The sequence below is a fragment of the Chryseobacterium sp. MEBOG06 genome (assembly GCF_021869765.1).
GTDB lineage: Bacteria > Bacteroidota > Bacteroidia > Flavobacteriales > Weeksellaceae > Chryseobacterium.
The window spans coordinates 1,762,768-1,780,991 of sequence record NZ_CP084580.1; the positions used below are offsets into that span (position 1 = coordinate 1,762,768).

An 18,224-nucleotide genomic window follows, 5' to 3' on the forward strand; every position below is an offset into this window, starting at 1 on the left:
CTAAAATGAAGGAGCAAAATTAATATATTTAAAATGAAAAACGAACAGTGTTAACTGTTCGTTTTGTTATTTATAATCGTTTTATCTAAAGCCGCCGCCGCTCTGTTGTCTTGTAGAGCCACTGCTGCTTTGGCTGCCTGAGCTGTTTCTGAATCCCCCACCTGATGAAGGCTCCGGTCTGCTGGTGCTTTCAGAATTTCTGAAGCCGCTATTGTTGGAGCTTCCGTTGTTTTGATTTCTGAAACCACTATTATTCTGAGTTCCCTGAGTATTTTGATTGCCAGTACTTTGGTTTCTGAAACCACCGCTACTCTGGTTTCTGAAGCCACTGTTGTTCTGGGTTCCCTGACTGTTCTGATAACCGCTGTTTTGGTTTCTGAACCCGCCACTGTTGTTTCTGTTTCCGTTGTTATTGAAACCACCTCCGTTATTGTATGAGCCATTACTATTGGTAGTACGTGTATTCTGGAATCCGTTAGCAGGTCTCTGTGACGTTGTTGACGAACGTCTCTCTACATATACTTTTCTTCTGTTGTTATTATCATTATAGTAATAATAAGGAACACCATTATCATAGTAATAATTGACGTTGTTTCTATAATAATACCCATCATTCCCATAATATCCACCACTTCCGTAATAGCCGGAAGGGGCATAATAATATCCATTATTATAATATGGGTCACCGTAACCGCTGTTATAACCATATCCGTCAGAATATGCTAAACAAGATGTTAAACTGGTAATAGCAAAAATAGTGACTGCTATTTTAAATAAATTTTTCATGACTTTATTGTACTTTTTTCTTTAAAACTTTTTTTCCAATTTAGATATCCTAAGATAGCCATTATAGTAAATACCAAATATTGAACCGAAGTGATACCAAGACCCTTAAAAATCATCATAGGCATGCAGATGAAATCTCCGACAATCCAGAAAATCCAGTTCTCAATGCGTTGTTTGGCCATAAACCACATTCCGACTAAAAATATTGAAGTGGTAAATACATCCAGCCAATTGGCCCAGTCCAAATGATATAACCCAAGGCTGGTTCCGTCCATTGAAAACTTGTTGTCAATATAAGGTTTATAATAGTAAATAAGAGTGACCAATGCCAGGCTCAATATAAAAAGAATGCTTGCGTAGAGCCATTCCTTCCTGGTGGCCCATGTAACATCCACATGAATATGATCTTTTGAATTCTTTGCCCACAGGACCCATCCGTAGACACTCATTACGGAATAATAGACATTGATCAGGCAGTCTCCCAGTAAACCGAAATTGAAAAGGATATAAACATAAATCAAGGTAGAAATGATACCTGTGGGGTATACCCATATATTTTTTTTAATGGAAAAATACACACTCAGAGTGCCGAATATTGCTCCTGAAGCTTCCAGTATAATCTGTAAAGCATCATAATTTTCATAAGGCTTTATAAAAAGATCATATAAATTCATGTGTTCAAAAATAAACAAAATTTACTACTTTCCGAAATGCTTTAAATCAGGTGCTGGTCAGGTTTTTAAAGTTTTTAATGTAAAATAAATGATGAAATTTTAACGATAAACGTGAGAGTCTCTAAATTTTTTATATTTTCGTAAATCCTTAATAAATAAAAAAACATGTCGAAAATTTGGGTTAAAAAACCACTAAGTGCCTATGAGGCAGATATGAAGAAAAGTGAGCTGAAAAAGGTCCTCGGGAAATGGAGTTTAACAGCTATTGGAGTGGGTGCTATCATCGGTGGTGGAATCTTTGTTCTTACCGGAACGGGAGCCTATTATCATGCAGGTCCTGCACTTGCCATTTCCTTTATCATAGCAGGTATAGCCTGCGTTTTTGCAGCATTATGCTATGCTGAATTTGCCTCTATTATTCCTGTAGAAGGCTCTGCTTATGCCTATGCATATGGTACTGTGGGGGAAATCTTTGCCTGGGCCATGGGCTGGTGTCTTATCCTGGAGTATGCTATGGCAAGTATGGCAGTCTCCGTGAGCTGGTCCGGATATTTTAACAAGTTTTTGAAAATATTTAATATTCATTTACCCACCTATCTTACCTCAGACCCGGCAAGTTACACAGGAGAGGGGTTTTCCATGAACCTGCCTGCATTTGTTCTTGTTTTACTGATTACAGCATTGCTGGTTAAAGGAACTAAAGAGGCAGCAGGAGCTAATAACCTGATTGTTTTAATGAAAACTTCTGCCGTTATCTTTGTAATTATTGCAGGAGTTTATATTATTTTTACAAATACAGATCTTTATAACGCTGTAGATGGTGTTAAAAACTGGAAACCTTTTATTCCCGATCAGATAAAAATTAAAAATTCTGAAGGTGATATGGTCTCTGCCTATGGCATCAAAGGTATTATTTCCGGAGCTGCAGCCATCTTCTTTGCCTATATTGGTTTTGATGCTGTTTCTACCCAGGCCGGAGAAGCGATTAACCCTAAAAAAGATGTGCCTTTTGCAATTATCGTTTCATTGTTGGTTTGTACAGCTCTTTATATCTGTGTATCTCTTGTATTGACTGGGATGATGCATTATTCAGACTTTAACCCGGAAGGTAAATATCCTGACGCAATCAAAGCGCCTGTAGCTTATGCTTTTGAAATTGCCGGAAAACACTGGGCTAGTAACGTAGTAACTATTGCAGCTACTGTAGGATTGATTTCTGTAGTAATGGTAATGATGATGGGACAATCAAGAATCTTTATCGGAATGGCTAAAGATGGATTGATTCCTCAGTTCTTCGGTCAGCTTCATCCTAAAACAAAAACACCTTACAAAGGAATTATTCTGTTAGGAGTTGTAGTAGCATTTATTGCTGCATTTACACCAATTTCAACATTGGCAGATATGACAAGTTTCGGAACTTTGTTTGCATTTACGTTAGTGTGCATCGCTGTTTGGGTGATGAGAAAGAAAGAACCGGCCCTGATCAGACCTTTTAAAGTTCCTGCTTATAAAATAGTTGTAACGCTGGGTGTATTTATTAATATTTATTTGATTTTTAACCTGAGTGCTCATGCATTAGAGCTTTCTGCAGTATGGCTATTCTTGGGAGGTTTAGTATACTTCCTTTACGGAAAATCAAATAGTAAACTTAATAATCCTGAAAAATATAAGGACTTAGATTAATTATATAATATAAACCGCTTCGGCGGTTTTTTTGTTTTAAAATTCATTATGAAAAAAATATCCGCCATTTTACTCTTATCTATAGGAATCAGTGCATTTTCTCAACAGGTAGAAAGCGTTGAAACGATTTTCAGTGATAAAATAAGCATCAGAGCACTTGAGCTGTATAATAATAAAGTCTGGTATACAGGTACGGATTCCAAGTTTGGATTTGTAGATCTTAAGAATTATAAAGAACAAAAGCAGATTAAGCTCTCAGAAGGAAAACTTCAGTTCAGAACATTAGCTCAGGATAAAACGTGTTTTTATACCATCAATATCGAAAGTCCGGCCTATTTCTTTACAATTGATAAAAAAGATCTTAAATCACAGATTGTTTTTAAAGATTCGGCGAAAACAGCATTTTACGATGCTCTACATTTCGTAAATGATAAACTTGCCTACACTTTTAGTGATGCAGACCAGGATCATGTATTGAAACTGGCAAAATATAAGGATGGAAAATGGAGTATGCTTAAAAATAGTTTAGTATTGAATGAGGGTGAAGCTGCTTTTGCTGCCAGCAATACCAATATTTCATCCGCTTCCCGCTATATGTGGATTGCAACAGGTGGTAAGGCTTCAAGAATTATTAGACTGAATTTGATAGATGAGAACCTGACAGTATTTAAAACACCATTTATACAGGGTGAGTCTTCACAGGGGATGTACTCATTAGATTTCAAAGATGATAAATTCGGAATTGCAGTAGGAGGAGATTACACCAAACAGGATGCTAATGTCAATAATATTGCGACTACCAATGACGGTGGTGAAACGTGGCAGATTCAAGCCTCCGCAAAGAATGCAGGATATATGACGTGTGTGAAAATAAAGCCCGGCTCAAAGGGGAAAGAGATCATTGCAGTGGGAGATCAGCATGTCAGCTATTCTTCAGATTATGGAAAGACCTGGAAGAAAATTTCCGATGAAAAAGGTTTTTTCGTCTGCCAATGGATCAATAGTAACAGCCTGGTTTTTGCAGGGAAAGACAGAATTGTGATTATGAAATTAAAATTTTAAATATCAGATATAGAATTTATCACTATTATACAAAAGCCTGACCATACGTATTTAGACTCATTATAAAATAGAACCTAATATAATTCATAGGTTAAAATTCATAACTATTGGTTAATTTTGTAGCTCGGAGATTTAATTATGTTAAATTTCTTATCCTTATAAAATTTTAATTTTCAAAATGAACTCTTTAATAGATAAGTATAATATTCCCGGGCCGCGTTACACTTCTTATCCTACTGTTCCTTATTGGGATGATACTACATTCTCACCGGAAAGATGGAAGCAGAGCGTAATAAGGTCTTTTCACGAGAGTAATGCAGAGGAGGGGATTTCTATTTATATCCATTTACCTTTCTGCGAAGCGTTGTGTACATTCTGTGCATGCCATAAAAGGATTACAAAACAACACAGTGTGGAAATTCCTTATCTGGAAAGCGTTTTAAAAGAATGGAAATTATATCTTGAGCTTTTCAACGAGAAACCAAAACTAAAAGAATTGCACCTTGGTGGTGGAACTCCTACGTTTTTCTCTCCTGAGAATTTAAAAACATTATTAAGTGGAATTTTTGAAACGGTAGACATTGCAGAACATCCTGAGTTTTCTTTTGAGGGACATCCGAACAATACGACAAAGGATCATCTTCAGACTTTATATGATCTTGGTTTCAGAAGAGTAAGTTTTGGTGTTCAGGATTATGATCCTAAAGTTCAGAAAGCAATCAACAGAATTCAGCCTTTTGAAAATGTAAAAGCAGTAACGGAATGGGCTAAGGAAATTGGATATAGAGGAATCAGCCATGATCTGGTTTTCGGACTGCCGCACCAGAATTGGGAAGCAATGGAGCATACGATCAGAAAAACAATGGAGCTGAAGCCGGACAGATTAGCATTTTATTCTTATGCGCATGTGCCATGGGTAAAAGGAGTAGGGCAGAGAGGTTTTGATGAGAATGATCTTCCAAGTGGAGAAGAAAAACGCCGTTTGTATGAAGATGGCAAAAGGCTCCTTCAGGATTTAGGATATATTGAAGTAGGAATGGATCATTTCTCTCTGGAGCATGATGATCTGTATCAGTCTTTGATACATAAGAAGCTCCACAGGAACTTTATGGGCTACACTTCCAGCAATACGCAGCTGATGGTTGGATTGGGAATGTCTGCGATTTCAGATTCATGGTATGCTTTTGCGCAGAATGTAAAAACAGTGGAAGAATACCAGAAAATGGTTGAAGAAGGAGAGATCCCGGTAGTGAAAGGGCATGTTCTGAATGAAGAAGATCTGATCGTAAGAAGACATATTCTGAATCTGATGTGTCAGCTTGAGACCACTTTTCATGAAGAGAATTCGTTCCCTGAGCTTGAAAATGCATTGGGAATGCTGAAAGAGATGGAAAATGACGGATTGGTTGAAATCAGTGGTAATGAAATTAAAATTACAGAAGAAGGAAGAGCATTCACCAGAAATGTAGCCATGGTTTTCGATCTCAGAATGATGAGAAATAAACCCGAAACGAGAATTTTCTCTATGACGATATAAAATAAAAGCGGTTCACTTAGAACCGCTTTTTATTTGCTTTAAATTTTAGTTATAAAAATAGTATTTAACAAAAACACAAAGGATCATACATCGCTTTATATCTTGCCTTTTGGCTACAGAGTGATTGGCCCTTAATGAAGTGTTTTTAAAAATAAAACTATTTAATGATCAATTTTTGGCTGTAAGACTTAGTGTCTCCCGATTTCAGATTAATAAAATAAACTCCAGCAGATATTTTTGAAATATCAATTGCTTTGCCATTGACAATCTGATCAGTTTCCAGTACTTTTCGTCCCTCTGCACTGATGATCTCTGCAGTAGCATTTTTATCTTTAATTCCGTTGATGAAGATTTCTTTAGAAGCAGGATTTGGATACACTTTTACTGATCCCAGATTATTATTATCCTGTGTGCCCAGAGTTCCCGTACTTATTTTAAAAATCTTTCCGCTGTTAACAGCAGCTACATACAATTCGTTTTGTGAATCCTGACCAAAAGTAGAAAAGTTGTTTCCAGTGTAGGCTGAAGTCCATGTGATCGTGTTATTATTATCCAGTATTCCGATCTGAGTAGAACAGTAGTCTGCAAAAAAGTATTTTCCCTGTAGAGATGGATATTGAGAGCCTCTGTAAACATATCCTCCGGTAATAGAGCATTTTCCACCTGAATGATCATACACAGCAATAGGGAATGTCATTGTAGACTGTGCAGGACATCCTGCAGGGTTGTAAGAATTGTTTCCCTCATAGCAGCGCCAGCCATAATTTAAACCTGCCTGAGTGATAGGCATTTTGTTGATCTCTTCTATGGCTCCCTGTCCCACGTCAGCAATCATCACATTTCCTGTTGTGAGGTCAAAAGAAAATTTCCATCCATTTCGTAGTCCGTAGGCCCATATTTCGTCTGCGCCATCTATTGCAGCCCCTACAAAAGGATTATCTGCAGGAATATTATAAGGGCCGGTAGCATCTACATCTATTCTCAGCATTTTTCCCAGAAGAACATTTTTATTTTGTGCATTATTATTGGGGTCTCCGCCGCTTCCTCCGTCGCCGGTGATAATCCAGAGTTTTCCGTCAGGAGCAAAATGAATGCTTCCACCGTTGTGGTTGTCGAATGGTTTCGGAATGTTCAATAGTATTTTTTCAGAATTGGGATCTGCAATGTTGGGATCCGTAGAGCTGACACTGTATCTTGCGACAACAACATTTCCGCTTGGGTTGTTATAATACACAAAAAAATACCCATTGGTAGAGTATTGAGGATGAAAAGCAAGCCCCAAAAGCCCCCTTTCGCCACCAAAAATAATTTTTGAATCGATATTCAGAAAATTTGCTGGATTAACGGTTCCATTGGGCTGGATAATTTTGATAATACCGTTCTGCTGTACGACAAACAAACGGTTGTCATTGGCATTCGTAATCTCTACCGGACTGGTAAGCCCGGTCACAAATTCTTCCAAATTAATGCTTTGAGAATTAACAATTAAGGAAGAAACAATACTGATGCTAAAAAGTAGTTTTTTCATAATATATTGATGATTAGTGTGTTGAAATAGTAATGAAAATTTTGTACCAATCAAATTTTGAAGACTTCATTATGATAGCATGAAAAAATTGTTAAATCTTAAATGGAGGTCAGAATACCAATATATCTGAAAATAAACCATTTCTGTTGTTAAAAATTCATAAAATACCAGAAAATCATTATATTTGCCGACTTAATTTAACGTAGTTATAACAAAATGCAAGGAAAAGGACTTATTACAATTGTTGCTATTGTCCTGGGGTTGATCTGCTTAAACGAGCTATTACCAACCTGGTACGCCAGCAAAATTGAATCGCAGATTGAAGCTGCGAAAGGAAACGAGAAAGAGATCAAACGGATCAAGGAAGATACTCTTAATCTTGGGTATACGAAGCTTTATTATTCAAAAGCTAAAGACAAGGAAATGAAACTTGGTCTTGACCTAAAAGGTGGGATCAACGTTCTATTGGAAATCAACCAGAGAGATTTGGTAAATGATTTAACCAATTATTCAACAAACCCTGTTCTTATTGAGGCTTTAAATAAGACTGATGAGGCTCAGAAAAACTCAACAAAATCTTACATCGACAACTTCTTTGAACAGTTCGATGCGGTAAACAAAGCGAAAGGAACAAACCTTAAGCTTGCTGATCCGGAACTTTTCGGAAATACCAATCTATCTGAAATCAAGTACAACACTACTGATGATCAGGTGAAAAGTATTGTTAAAAGAAGAATTGATCTTTCAGTAGGTACAGCTTTCGAGGTAATCAGAACGAGAATTGACAAGCTTGGAGCTATCCAGCCAAACGTTCAGAGAGTACCTGGTACAGCTAGAATTTCTGTGGAAATGCCTGGTATGAAGGATATCGACAAAGTGAAGAAAATGCTTCAGACTTCTGCAAAACTTCAATTCTGGGAAGTACAGCAGGTTCCTGAAATCGCACCTTATTTCCAATCCTTGACAAGTATTGTTGCTGCAAAAGGAGATTCTATGGGAGTTGCAAAGAACGTAAACTTCATGAATCTTTTACAGCTTGACAAATTAAGAACAAATGGTGTTGCGAACGTAAAACTATCTGATACTGCTGCTGTAAACAAAATTTTAAACAGTAAAATTGGATTGGCTTCACGTCCTGCCAACATTAAATATACACAATTCATGTGGGGTTACAAACCTGAAGCTACAAGCCCGGACGATTTGGTATTGTATGCGATCAGAGGTAACATCAATCAAAAGGCTCCAGTAGATGGTGCTGTAGAATCTGCAAATATCAGCTACGATGAATTGAGTAGAGTGGTAGTAGATATGCAGATGGATTCTAAAGGAGCAAAAGAGTGGAAAACTCTGACTGAGAAAAACGTAGGGAAACCAGTGGCGGTAACGCTTGATGGTAGAGTTTATACTGCTCCAAACGTTGTAAATGCTATTCCTAACGGAAGAACTCAAATCTCCGGTAACTTCTCTCAGGAAGAAGCTAAAGAATTGGTAGACGTTTTAGGAGCTGGTAAATTACCTGCTGGTGCAAAAGTAGTTCAGGCTACTCAGGTAGGTCCGTCTCTAGGACAGGAGTCTATCAACGCAGGTATGATTTCATTTGCTATTGCATTCTTAATTATCATTGTTTATATCATTTTCTACTACGGTGGAGCTGGTGTATATGCAGTAATTGCGATGGTAATTAACTTATTCTATATTTTCGGAATTATGGATTCCGGAGACTTTACGCTTACTCTTCCTGGTATCGCCGGTATCGTATTGACGATGGCGATGGCGGTAGATACAAACGTAATTATCTATGAAAGAACGAAAGAAGAATTATTTGCCGGTAAGAATATCTTAGAGGCTTATAAGGATGGTTTCAAACACGCATTAAGTGCGATTATTGATGGTCACTCCACTACATTATTGACGGCAGTTGTACTATTCTTCTTCGGAACAGGGCCTATTAAAGGATTTGCTTTGACATTGATGATCGGTATTATCATGACATTGTTCACTTCTGTATTGTTATCAAGAGTAATGATCTTCAGCAGACTGAACAAAGGAAAGCACCTTTCTGTATGGACTCCACCTACGAAGAACCTATTCAGAAATACGTGGATCGACTTTATCGGAAAGAGAAAATATGCTTATATTGTTTCTGCGGTATTAACAGTTATCTGTATCGGATCTATGGTTACTCACGGATTTAAATATGGTATTGATTTTACTGGTGGTAGAAACTATGTAGTTAGATTCGATAAAGAAGTTAATGCTAACGATGTTGAAGAAAAATTAGTAAAACTATTTAGAACTGAAGACGGTAAAAACTCTTCTGTAGAAGCTAAGACTTTCGGAAATGCTAATCAGCTGAAAATCTCTACTGATTACCTTATTGAAGATGAGTCTTTAAAAGCTGACCAGACTATTGAACAAAAATTATACGAAGGGTTAAAAGGAGATCTTCCGGCTAACATTACCTTGAATGATTTCAAATCTGCAGATAAAGACCACGCAGGTATCATTTCTTCTGAAAAAGTAGGTCCTACTGTAGCTGACGATATTCAGACTCATGGTATTCTTGCTGTAATTGCTGCTTTAGGAGGTATTTTCTTATACATCTTATTCAGATTTAGAAAATGGCAGTTCTCTCTAGGTGCTGTAGCGGCTTTATTCCACGATGCGGTTATTATTTTAGGAACGTATTCATTACTTCACAAATATATGCCGTTCAACATGGAGATCAATCAGGATTTCATTGCTGCAATCCTTACTGTATTAGGATACTCAATTAATGATACGGTAATTATCTTCGACAGAATTAGAGAATATCTGAGAGAGAAGAAATCATTAACATTGGCGGGATTATTTGATGACTCTATTTCAAGTACATTAGGTAGAACGTTTAACACCTCATTTACTACGATCCTGGTAATCTTAGCGATTTTCATTTTCGGTGGTGATAACTTAAGAGGATTTATGTTTGCGATGTTAATCGGTATTGGATTCGGTACTTACTCATCCATCTTTATTGCATCAGCAATTGCTTATGATTTCCTTAAGACAGGAAAAGAAGATGAAGTGCATGGGAAGACCACTTCCGAAAAAGAAGTACTAGCTTCAAAGTAATACAAACTACAATAAATTAGTAAAGCCTTTCGAAAGAAAGGCTTTTTTATTTTTAGAAAAAGCAGTCAATAATGATCCTGATGAGAAATGGTTCCGGGAATATTATACTTTTTTAATACAATGAAATTTAGAACCATTATTTTTAAGATTTGATTAATTTTGCATCATCATGGAAAATTCAAAGAAAAAAGCAGCTATAGGCTTTATATTTATTACCTTACTTATTGATATTACAGGGTGGGGGATCATTATTCCTGTGGTTCCAAAACTGATTGAAGAGCTGATTCATGCAGATATCAGTGAGGCTGCAAAATACGGAGGCTGGCTAGGATTTGCCTATGCATTTACACAGTTCATATTTTCACCCCTTGTTGGAAATCTGAGTGATAAGTATGGACGAAGACCTATTATTCTGATTTCACTTTTCGGTTTTGCTGTAGATTATATTTTCCTCGCTTTGGCCCCCACGATTTGGTGGCTTTTCCTGGGGAGAGTGATTGCAGGGATTACCGGAGCCAGTGTAACTACGGCAAGTGCTTATATTGCAGATATTTCTACAGATGAAGATAGAGCTAAAAACTTTGGGCTTATAGGAGCTGCGTTTGGCCTTGGATTTATCATAGGACCCGTACTTGGCGGGGTTCTTGGACATTATGGCGCAAGAGTTCCATTTTATGCGGCAGCGGGGCTTTGCCTGCTTAATTTCCTTTATGGCTACTTCATCCTTCCAGAAAGTTTAGATAAAGATAAAAGAAGAGAATTTAACTGGAAACGTGCTAACCCCGTTGGATCGTTTAAGTTTTTAGGGAAGCATCCTGAGATTTCAGGACTTATAGTTTCATTAATACTGATCTATATCGCTGGTCACGCCGTACAGAGTAACTGGAGCTTTTTTACGATGTATAAATTCAACTGGACAGAAAGAATGGTCGGGATCTCATTGGGAGTTGTAGGTCTGTTGGTAGGTCTTGTACAGGGCGGTCTGATCAGATGGACAACACCAATGCTTGGAGAGCAGAAAAGTATTTATTACGGACTGGCATTTTATGCGGTAGGAATGTTGCTGTTTGCATTTGCTTCAGAAGGGTGGATGATGTTTGTATTTTTAATCCCGTATTGTTTGGGAGGAATTTGCGGACCTGCCTTACAGTCTGTCATTACCAAAAGTGTTCCTTCTAATGAACAGGGAGAACTTCAGGGCGCACTTACGAGTTTAATGAGTGCTACTTCCATTATCGGACCTCCGATGATGACCAATCTGTTTTACTACTTTACGCATGACGAAGCACCGTTCAAGTTTTCAGGAGCGCCGTTCTTTTTAGCATTTATTTTAATGGCCATCAGTGTAGGAGTTACCTATTCTGCCTTTCAGAAAAAGAGGAAAATTTAACAATAACAAACGAAATAAAACGGATAAGGTTAAGGTGCGAATTCATCTTAACCTTATTTTTTTTACTGCTGTGTTTTAAATATTTGCGTAAATTGTAATAGAGTTATGTGACCGTTTATTCTATTGCATTTTGGAGTTTCCAAGTCTGATTATTAAAGATGAAATTATGGACAAATTAAAATTAGAAAAATACCTGGAGAGGATTCATTATTCCGGAGAATTGAAATTGAATCTTGAAACATTGAGGAGAATACATCAGCTCCATCCCCAATATATCCCTTTTGAAAATATAGATCCTTACACCGGAACTGTTCCCTCTTTGAACGTAGAAGATGTTTTTCAAAAACTGGTCGTTGAATCCAGAGGTGGATACTGTTATGAACAAAATCTGCTTTTGGACGGAGTTTTGAAATTGATAGGATTCAAGGTGAAACTGCAATTGGGAAGGGTAGTTTGGAAAAGGGAAGAAGACAGCACTGCTGCGCAGACCCACTTATTGCTTATTGTAGATTTTGAAGGGCAGGAGTATCTTGTAGACTGTGGTTTTGGAGCGGCTACGCTTACAGCCCCTTTATTATTAAATGAAGAAGGTCCTCAGCAAACTCCCAACGGATTGTTTAAGGTTTCGCATAAAGAAGAAACGTATGTACTCTGTACCTGGAAGGAAAAATGGCTTCCTGTTTACCGTTTTATAATAGAACACGTAGAACCTGCTGATCTGGAAATTGCCAATTGGTACTTATCTACCCATCCGGAATCTAACTTTAAGAAAAATCTGATTCTGTCCAAAGTGGATGCGAATGCCAGATATACTTACACAGATCATATGCTGAATATCCGGTCTAATGACGGGATAAAAGAATCTGTACCTATAAAAAATGATGAACAACTGTTTGAAATTCTTACCAATACTTTTGGCTTAAAAGAGAATGCCGTTGAAGCACTAAAAATAAATGGGAAAACGTATTAAAAAAAGACAGATCAATAATGTTCTCTGTCAATTTAATAATAAAAAAATTCTCTATTCACATATAAAATAACAAGCTGCTTATAGACAGCAACAAGGTTTCTGCCGTTTATTTTGGCTTTTTTTGTGCTCTATTTTCCTCAAAATCTTAAAATTTGTTTAAATTTTTACTTTACTGTAATTTTAATGTATAATCTTTCGTAATTTTACTCCATGGAATTAAGCATTGGAGAAATGGCACTCATTGCCATTGCAATCGTTGTATTATTCGGACCGGATAAACTTCCTCAGATCGCGCGTGACCTTGGATCAGGTGTTAGAAAAATGCGTGGAGCTGTAGAAGATATCAAGACGGAGATTATGAAAGAAACAGATAATCCTGTATCTGAAATTAAACGTGAGATTGAAAAGGTAAAAGATGCTGCCAAAGATTTCAATCCTATGAATGATATCAAGAAAGATATCTTAACAGAGCCTGCTGAATCTACTGAACCTCCAAAACCAAAACCTTCAGAAGATGAAACTTATGAAGGACCTGTAAGCAGATAAATAGAATATGGAGGAGCTTATTCAGGAAGACAAAAAGGTATTTCTTTACCTTAATAATTTGGGAAACTCTTCTTTTGATCAGTTCTGGATGTTGATTTCCAGTACCTGGATCTGGGTTCCCCTTTATATTATATTCCTTTATTTTTTATACAAAAATTACAAACTAAGAGCTTTAGTTTTTATTCTTATATTTTTAGCACTGGGAGCAACGGTTTCTGATCAGTTGGCAAGTGTTTTCAAATATGGAGTGGCAAGGTTGAGACCATGTCATGACCCTACTCTGGAACATCATATGAGGATTGTGAAATGTGGCGGGCAATTTGGATTTTATTCCGCTCATGCATCCAATACCTTCTTTTTAGCAGCCTTTTTAAGTATTATACTGAAAAATAAAATTAAATGGTTTCCATACGCTATATTTGTATGGGCTATAGTGGTTTCCTACAGCCGAATATATTTAGGAGTGCATTTTCCAATTGATATTTTGGTGGGGGCGTTTGTTGGATCTTTATTGGGAGTGATATTTGGTGCACTCGCCAGAAAAGTGATCAACAAACAAACTATAACTTCATGAAAAAAAAATTATTACTTGCAGTAACCATTTGTCTTACATTCAACGCCTTTTCGCAGGATAAAAAACTAGCTGAGGACTGTTTTAAAAGGGCCGATTATAAATGTGCCGAAGAACAGTATTTAAAGCTGGCGGAGAAAGAACAGATCCAGAAATTTCAATCTGAATATTATGATTATCTGGGAACATCTCAGAGAAGGCTGGGAAAGACTAATCTGGCTTTTAAATCCTATGAATCTGCTTTAAAGGCAAATCCATTATCAGTTTCCGTGTACGTTAACCTTTCATCATTGTACAGCCAGAAAGGCAATAAGCCCAAAGCACTGGAGTATATTGAAAAAGGATTGAAGGTGGATGCTGAAAATCCTGACCTATACCTTATACGTTCAAAAATTTACGATAGCCAGGGTAAAAAAGATCTCGCAATTAAAGATCTCAATCAGATTCTGACCTTTGCACCAGATAATATTTTTGCAAAAACAGGTCTGGCCAATCTCAAAAAAAATAACGGGGATCTTGAAGGTGCTTTAAAAGACTACAACAAGCTTATCACCGAGAAACCGGAATCATTACTGTACAATGGCAGGGCAGATGTATATTTCAAAATGAAAAAGTATAAAGAAGCGCTCACTGATGTCAATAAAGCTATTTCTATCGATCCCAAATTCGCGCAGTCGTATGTCAGCAAGGCATTGGTTTTATTTGAAACAGCCAAATCTAAAGAGGCCTGTGAAAATCTTGACAAAGCGGTGGCATTAGGCTATGAGAAAGCTGTACTGGCAGAGTATTACACAAAATGTGTAAAGAAGTAGGGCACAGTTCTTTTCTTCTCTTAAATAATAAACACGTTGTAGTATGGAGAAGAGATGTCCATACAAACTAAACTTAATTTCAATTAAAAAAAGAATAAAGAAATATAGATGTTGAATATTGTTCTCGTAGAACCCGAAATACCTAATAATACAGGGAATATCGGAAGATTATGTGTAGGTACCGAAAGCAGATTACACCTGGTTCACCCATTTGGATTTATCATTAATGATAAAAATCTGAAACGATCAGGGTTGGATTATTGGCAGCATCTTGATGTTTCAGAATATGCCAACGTTGAAGAATGGGTTAAAAATATTCCGGATCCTTCACGTGTTTTTTTAATGAGTTCCCATGCGGAGAAATCTTATTTAGAGAACCAATTTCAGGATGGAGACTGGCTGGTTTTTGGAAAAGAAAGTGTGGGGCTGAGTGAAGATGTTTTGAATATTTTTGAAAATCATTTAACCATTCCTATGTCAAAATTAATCAGAAGTTTTAATATTGCAAATTCTGTTGCTTTTGTAGTAGGCGAAGCAAAAAGACAGATAGGATTATAGAACAGATTATACTGACTGCTTTTCTGCGGTAAAATATTCAGATTAAACCGCTAAAACTTTTTATAATATCTAAAGACGTCAATATTTAGAAACTGCTCAATGGGTTGTTTCTAAATATTAGTCGTTATGATAAGGTTTCCCCTGCAGAATCTGATCAGCACGATAAAGCTGCTCAACAATAAACAAACGGATCATCTGGTGCGTAAATGTCATTTTGGATAATGACATTTTTTCGTTGGCTCTGCTGTAGATATCCTCTGAAAAGCCATAAGCTCCACCAATAAGGATGTGTACCTTTTTAACAGAAGAATTCATCCAGACATCAATTTTTTGAGAAAATTCCCGGCTGGTAAACTGCTTTCCTTTTTCGTCAAGAATGACAACAAGGTCATTTTTATCAATATGATTTATAAACAACTTCGCTTCTTCCTTTTTAAGAAGATCCGGAGATAGATTTTTTGCGTTTTTAACATCCGGAATTTCTATGATTTCAAAATTCCAGTGCCTGGGTAAACGGTTGAGATAATAATTGATTAAAGAAGTAATTTCCTTGTCGTCTGTTTTGCCGATACAAAGTAAACTGATGCGCATGTATAAGAAGTTTCAGCTGCAAAGATAAGGGTTTATACTGGAAGTGTAAAAATTGCGAATTGAAATTGAGGAGTCACAAGCCACGCAATATTGCTTTACACTTTCCATTCTAAATTCTAAATTCTCCACTCTCTCAGCTAATCCATTTATCTGCCGCTTATCATCTTCTCGCTTTTCCCTATTTCATTTAATTCCCCTACATTTGTATAAAACAAACAAATAGATGGGTTTGAAAGTTCCTAATTTTATTTTGAAGATTCAAGAATTTTTTGATAACATTCATATTCCTGTCTTGGGAATATCGCTTTGGCAGATGTTTCAGATCTATATCTCCGGAATTTTCAAAGGAAACATTGGTCGAAAAGCAGCTGCGATTTCCTGGAGCTTTACCATCAGTTTGTTCCCGTTTATTCTCTTCCTGCTTTCTGTACTGCCCTATATGCCTCTTTATAATGAACTGCAGTTCTATATTTTCGATGTGCTGATGCATAATGTTTTTCCTTCCAATATGGAAGGAGATGTTAAAGGTTATATCGTAAACAATATCATCCCGAATATGAAAGGGATCAGTAACCTGACCATTGTCCTGGCCCTCCTTTTTGCTACCAATGGTACCTTTTCACTGATCAACGGTTTTAACGAAAACTCAGATGAAAAGCTAAGTGATGTCAAAGAATTTATCCTTTCATTTTTTATTACAATAGGTTTTATTACCATTGTATTTTTAACACTTTTCGGAGTATATTATGCGGAAGTTGTAATGAAACTTTTTACGCCGGCTTATGATGTTACATGGCTTGTAGATAACCTTTCCAAAATTATCGGATTCGTTTCTTTCCCGCTTTTTTATTTTATACTTCTGACTTTATTTTACTGGTTGGGGACAGTAAAGATTACAAGATTCAGACAGGCCGTTCCGGGGGCTATCTTAACGACAGTACTGTTTGTGATTACTACTTATATTTTCGCGATTTATGTAAAAGATATTGCCCGGTACAATGTTCTTTACGGATCGATCGGAAGTATGATTCTTTTAATGGTATGGGTAAACGTAAACGTCTATCTTCTGTTGTTTGGAAATGAACTCAATATGGCCATCAGAAAACTCAGAATAGAAAAAATTCTGTCAGATGAAATAGAGAAAGAAACGGTTTAGCATCAGGCTGTAAACCCAACTTTTAAAGAGGTGGATAATCGCTCCGGAAATTGGGCGGCCTGAAGAAAGATTAATCCTCTTCAGGTTCCATATTACCCTTGGAGCTCATACTTAAAATTGCAAATCCTAAAATAGCAGCCAGAAAAGAAGCGATCAAAATAGCAAATTTAGCCTCATCCTGAATATGAATATCATCTTTAAAAGACAGCAGTGCAATAAAGATGGACATGGTAAAACCAATTCCGGCAAGTAAACCTACTCCAATCATTTGAGTCCAGTTGCTGTTTTGAGGTAAAGAACTAAGCTTTAATTTAATAGCAAGTAAGGAGAATAAATTGATTCCTATTAATTTTCCTAAGATCAGTCCGCAGATAATTCCTAATCCTAAAGTGCTTGTAATTCCTGCAACCATATTACTTGAGAAAGTAATATTAGTATTCGTTAAGGCAAATACAGGCATGATCAGAAAGCTTACAGGAATATGCAGTTTATGCTCCAGCTTTTCTAAAGGAGAAATTTCTACATTGGATGCATTGGTCGGAATAGAGAAGGCGAGCAAAACACCCGCTATCGTAGCATGAATTCCGGAATGATGAAGAAAATACCATAAAAATAACCCGGGAATAAGATAAAATATGATTTTCGTGACTTTTAAAAAGTTTAAAATAAACAGTAAGGCAGCCACTCCAAAAGACAGCAGAAGATAAGTCCAGTGAATTTGCTCAGTATAGAAAACAGCGATCACCAGAATCGCTCCCAAATCATCTACAATTGCTAAAGCGGCTAAAAATATCTTAATTGAATTCGGGATTTTCTTACCCAGCATGGAAATAATTGCCAGCGAAAAAGCAATATCAGTTGCCATAGGAATTCCCCAGCCGTTGCCATACTTTGTGCCGGCATTGAAAATAGTATAAATGACTGCAGGAACAAGCATTCCGCCTACTGCTGCAAAAATAGGAAGTGAGGCATTTTTAAAAGATGATAGTTCGCCCTCTACAAGTTCCCTTTTTATTTCAAGACCTACCAAAAGAAAGAATACAGCCATCAATCCGTCGTTGATCCAGATGCTGACAGTATATTCCAGTCCGAATAAGTGAGTGCCCACTTCCTTGTCTAAAAACTGTTGAAAGGTTTCAGCTAAAGAAGAATTGGCAATTAATAATGAGATCAGCACACAGAAAATAAGAATAATTCCTGAGGACTGGCTGTTATTGAAAAATTTTTTAAAATAAAGAGATAAATTCAT

Annotated in this window: 16 protein-coding genes; 11 read left to right on the forward strand and 5 right to left on the reverse strand. The window is 36.7% G+C overall.

All coding sequences use genetic code 11. From position 1 onward, the window contains the following. Positions 1 to 81: 81 nt before the first annotated feature. Entirely contained in the window at positions 82 to 786 is a 705-nt protein-coding gene (locus LF887_RS08145; protein ID WP_236858590.1) for a hypothetical protein, read from the reverse strand. Then, positions 783 to 1,460, reverse strand: coding sequence for a nicotinamide riboside transporter PnuC (pnuC, locus tag LF887_RS08150; RefSeq protein WP_236858591.1), 678 nt, complete (start codon positions 1,458 to 1,460; stop codon positions 783 to 785). Before pnuC ends, LF887_RS08145 begins: the two co-directional genes overlap by 4 nt. A 165-nt stretch (positions 1,461 to 1,625) precedes the next feature. Between pnuC and LF887_RS08155 the strand changes: the two genes are divergently transcribed. From LF887_RS08155 to hemN, 3 genes are all read left to right on the forward strand, one after another. Then, the gene (locus LF887_RS08155; RefSeq protein ID WP_236858592.1) at positions 1,626 to 3,143 is read left to right on the forward strand and encodes an amino acid permease; all 1,518 of its coding nucleotides are present in this window, start codon (positions 1,626 to 1,628) and stop codon (positions 3,141 to 3,143) included. Between the two features lie 48 nt (positions 3,144 to 3,191). Next, the gene (locus tag LF887_RS08160; RefSeq protein ID WP_236858593.1) at positions 3,192 to 4,205 is read left to right on the forward strand and encodes a WD40/YVTN/BNR-like repeat-containing protein; all 1,014 of its coding nucleotides are present in this window, start codon (positions 3,192 to 3,194) and stop codon (positions 4,203 to 4,205) included. 178 nt (positions 4,206 to 4,383) lie between these two features. Further along, on the forward strand, positions 4,384 to 5,742 hold the full coding sequence (hemN, locus tag LF887_RS08165) for an oxygen-independent coproporphyrinogen III oxidase (RefSeq protein WP_236858594.1): 1,359 nt from the start codon (positions 4,384 to 4,386) through the stop codon (positions 5,740 to 5,742). A gap of 157 nt (positions 5,743 to 5,899) precedes the next feature. Here hemN and LF887_RS08170 read toward each other — a convergent pair whose 3' ends face one another. Continuing rightward, positions 5,900 to 7,270, reverse strand: coding sequence for a PQQ-dependent sugar dehydrogenase (locus tag LF887_RS08170; RefSeq protein ID WP_236858595.1), 1,371 nt, complete (start codon positions 7,268 to 7,270; stop codon positions 5,900 to 5,902). 216 nt (positions 7,271 to 7,486) lie between these two features. Between LF887_RS08170 and secD the strand changes: the two genes are divergently transcribed. The 7 genes from secD (at position 7,487) to LF887_RS08205 (ending at position 15,228) form a co-directional block, all read left to right on the forward strand. Next, complete coding sequence (secD, locus tag LF887_RS08175; protein WP_236858596.1) at positions 7,487 to 10,381, forward strand: protein translocase subunit SecD; 2,895 nt, start codon at positions 7,487 to 7,489, stop codon at positions 10,379 to 10,381. A gap of 169 nt (positions 10,382 to 10,550) precedes the next feature. Then, on the forward strand, positions 10,551 to 11,771 hold the full coding sequence (locus LF887_RS08180) for a TCR/Tet family MFS transporter (RefSeq protein WP_236858597.1): 1,221 nt from the start codon (positions 10,551 to 10,553) through the stop codon (positions 11,769 to 11,771). A 166-nt stretch (positions 11,772 to 11,937) separates the two neighbouring features. Beyond that, positions 11,938 to 12,741 carry an arylamine N-acetyltransferase family protein gene (locus tag LF887_RS08185; RefSeq protein WP_236858598.1) on the forward strand — a complete coding sequence of 268 codons (804 nt, stop codon included), beginning with the start codon at positions 11,938 to 11,940 and terminating at the stop codon, positions 12,739 to 12,741. A gap of 210 nt (positions 12,742 to 12,951) precedes the next feature. After that, positions 12,952 to 13,287 carry a twin-arginine translocase TatA/TatE family subunit gene (locus LF887_RS08190; protein WP_236858599.1) on the forward strand — a complete coding sequence of 112 codons (336 nt, stop codon included), beginning with the start codon at positions 12,952 to 12,954 and terminating at the stop codon, positions 13,285 to 13,287. Between the two features lie 7 nt (positions 13,288 to 13,294). Further along, on the forward strand, positions 13,295 to 13,861 hold the full coding sequence (locus tag LF887_RS08195) for a phosphatase PAP2 family protein (protein ID WP_236858600.1): 567 nt from the start codon (positions 13,295 to 13,297) through the stop codon (positions 13,859 to 13,861). Next, the gene (locus LF887_RS08200) at positions 13,858 to 14,670 is read left to right on the forward strand and encodes a tetratricopeptide repeat protein (RefSeq protein WP_236858601.1); all 813 of its coding nucleotides are present in this window, start codon (positions 13,858 to 13,860) and stop codon (positions 14,668 to 14,670) included. The genes LF887_RS08195 and LF887_RS08200 overlap by 4 nt, the downstream gene beginning before the upstream one ends. 108 nt (positions 14,671 to 14,778) lie before the next feature. Further along, the gene (locus tag LF887_RS08205; RefSeq protein ID WP_236858602.1) at positions 14,779 to 15,228 is read left to right on the forward strand and encodes a tRNA (cytidine(34)-2'-O)-methyltransferase; all 450 of its coding nucleotides are present in this window, start codon (positions 14,779 to 14,781) and stop codon (positions 15,226 to 15,228) included. A 117-nt stretch (positions 15,229 to 15,345) separates the two neighbouring features. On the opposite strand, the gene LF887_RS08210 is transcribed toward LF887_RS08205, so the two are convergent. Continuing rightward, complete coding sequence (locus LF887_RS08210) at positions 15,346 to 15,819, reverse strand: 23S rRNA (pseudouridine(1915)-N(3))-methyltransferase RlmH (RefSeq protein WP_236858603.1); 474 nt, start codon at positions 15,817 to 15,819, stop codon at positions 15,346 to 15,348. A 223-nt stretch (positions 15,820 to 16,042) separates the two neighbouring features. Between LF887_RS08210 and LF887_RS08215 the strand changes: the two genes are divergently transcribed. Then, complete coding sequence (locus LF887_RS08215; RefSeq protein ID WP_236858604.1) at positions 16,043 to 16,975, forward strand: YihY/virulence factor BrkB family protein; 933 nt, start codon at positions 16,043 to 16,045, stop codon at positions 16,973 to 16,975. A gap of 70 nt (positions 16,976 to 17,045) precedes the next feature. Here LF887_RS08215 and nhaA read toward each other — a convergent pair whose 3' ends face one another. Then, complete coding sequence (gene nhaA / locus LF887_RS08220) at positions 17,046 to 18,224, reverse strand: Na+/H+ antiporter NhaA (protein ID WP_236858605.1); 1,179 nt, start codon at positions 18,222 to 18,224, stop codon at positions 17,046 to 17,048.

Bases quoted from the DNA above. Each gene is read 5' to 3' on its own strand.
- LF887_RS08145 (WP_236858590.1), bottom strand. From the start codon at position 786: ATGAAAAATTTATTTAAAATAGCAGTCACTATTTTTGCTATTACCAGT.
- pnuC (WP_236858591.1), bottom strand. From the start codon at position 1,460: ATGAATTTATATGATCTTTTTATAAAGCCTTATGAAAATTATGATGCT.
- LF887_RS08155 (WP_236858592.1), top strand. From the start codon at position 1,626: ATGTCGAAAATTTGGGTTAAAAAACCACTAAGTGCCTATGAGGCAGAT.
- LF887_RS08160 (WP_236858593.1), top strand. From the start codon at position 3,192: ATGAAAAAAATATCCGCCATTTTACTCTTATCTATAGGAATCAGTGCA.
- hemN (WP_236858594.1), top strand. From the start codon at position 4,384: ATGAACTCTTTAATAGATAAGTATAATATTCCCGGGCCGCGTTACACT.
- LF887_RS08170 (WP_236858595.1), bottom strand. From the start codon at position 7,270: ATGAAAAAACTACTTTTTAGCATCAGTATTGTTTCTTCCTTAATTGTT.
- secD (WP_236858596.1), top strand. From the start codon at position 7,487: ATGCAAGGAAAAGGACTTATTACAATTGTTGCTATTGTCCTGGGGTTG.
- LF887_RS08180 (WP_236858597.1), top strand. From the start codon at position 10,551: ATGGAAAATTCAAAGAAAAAAGCAGCTATAGGCTTTATATTTATTACC.
- LF887_RS08185 (WP_236858598.1), top strand. From the start codon at position 11,938: ATGGACAAATTAAAATTAGAAAAATACCTGGAGAGGATTCATTATTCC.
- LF887_RS08190 (WP_236858599.1), top strand. From the start codon at position 12,952: ATGGAATTAAGCATTGGAGAAATGGCACTCATTGCCATTGCAATCGTT.
- LF887_RS08195 (WP_236858600.1), top strand. From the start codon at position 13,295: ATGGAGGAGCTTATTCAGGAAGACAAAAAGGTATTTCTTTACCTTAAT.
- LF887_RS08200 (WP_236858601.1), top strand. From the start codon at position 13,858: ATGAAAAAAAAATTATTACTTGCAGTAACCATTTGTCTTACATTCAAC.
- LF887_RS08205 (WP_236858602.1), top strand. From the start codon at position 14,779: ATGTTGAATATTGTTCTCGTAGAACCCGAAATACCTAATAATACAGGG.
- LF887_RS08210 (WP_236858603.1), bottom strand. From the start codon at position 15,819: ATGCGCATCAGTTTACTTTGTATCGGCAAAACAGACGACAAGGAAATT.
- LF887_RS08215 (WP_236858604.1), top strand. From the start codon at position 16,043: ATGGGTTTGAAAGTTCCTAATTTTATTTTGAAGATTCAAGAATTTTTT.
- nhaA (WP_236858605.1), bottom strand. From the start codon at position 18,224: ATGAATTTATCTCTTTATTTTAAAAAATTTTTCAATAACAGCCAGTCC.